The sequence below is a fragment of the Tsuneonella deserti genome, assembly GCF_014644315.1.
Taxonomy (GTDB): Bacteria; Pseudomonadota; Alphaproteobacteria; order Sphingomonadales; family Sphingomonadaceae; genus Tsuneonella; species Tsuneonella deserti.
In genome coordinates this window covers 1-696 of record NZ_BMKL01000006.1, presented here as the reverse complement: position 1 = coordinate 696, position 696 = coordinate 1, and the positions used below count along the sequence as shown (strand labels likewise).

The 696-nt window shown below is 31.3% G+C and carries 1 protein-coding gene and 1 pseudogene; both read right to left on the bottom strand.

From position 1 onward, the window contains the following. On the bottom strand, positions 1-584 hold a 584-nt coding region (locus IEW58_RS13695; RefSeq protein WP_188645881.1), incomplete at its 3' end, for an ArsB/NhaD family transporter. After that, positions 584-696: pseudogene (gene arsR / locus IEW58_RS13690) on the bottom strand (As(III)-sensing metalloregulatory transcriptional repressor ArsR); the annotation flags it as partial. The gene IEW58_RS13695 and the pseudogene arsR, both read right to left, overlap by 1 nt.

The following is a 696-nucleotide window of genomic DNA, read 5'->3' as shown; positions in this document are numbered from 1 at the left end:
AAAACGAGAATACTAGCAATCAGAGAGAATATATTAGGAATGATCATTCGGCTAAAATATTCAATAAATCCAATATCGAAGTAATCTGCAGAAACGATATTAACTAAGTTACTTACAATTAAGGGAAGTGATGTAGTATCAGCGATAAAACCACTGGCAATAATAAAGGGGAAAATCACTTTTTGATTAAATCCTAGATTCCTTACCATCGCTAATACAATAGGCGTTAAGATTAAAGCTGCACCATCATTTGCGAAAAATGCTGCTACAATTGCCCCAAGTAACATAATAAAAACAAACATTTTTAAGCCATTACCGTTTGAAGCCTTGACCATATGTATCGCAGACCATTCAAAAAAACCAATTTCATCTAATATTAATGAAATAAGAATAACAGCCACAAAAGTTAAAGTTGCATTCCAAACAATACCTGTTACTTCTAATACATCAGAAAGACTTACGACTCCTGTAATGATAGCAACAACCGCTCCAATTAAAGCTGTAATACCAATATCTAAACCTTTTGGTTGCCAAATCACAAAGGTTAAAGTTAAAAGAAAAATTACAATTGCTAAAATAGTCATCAACAGTCACCTGATTTCACATTTTTACATACACATCTTTGATTAGATGTATTAATGATGTTCAAGTTTTGGATAATATCATCTAAAATAGCATGATTAAGTTGATACCAAT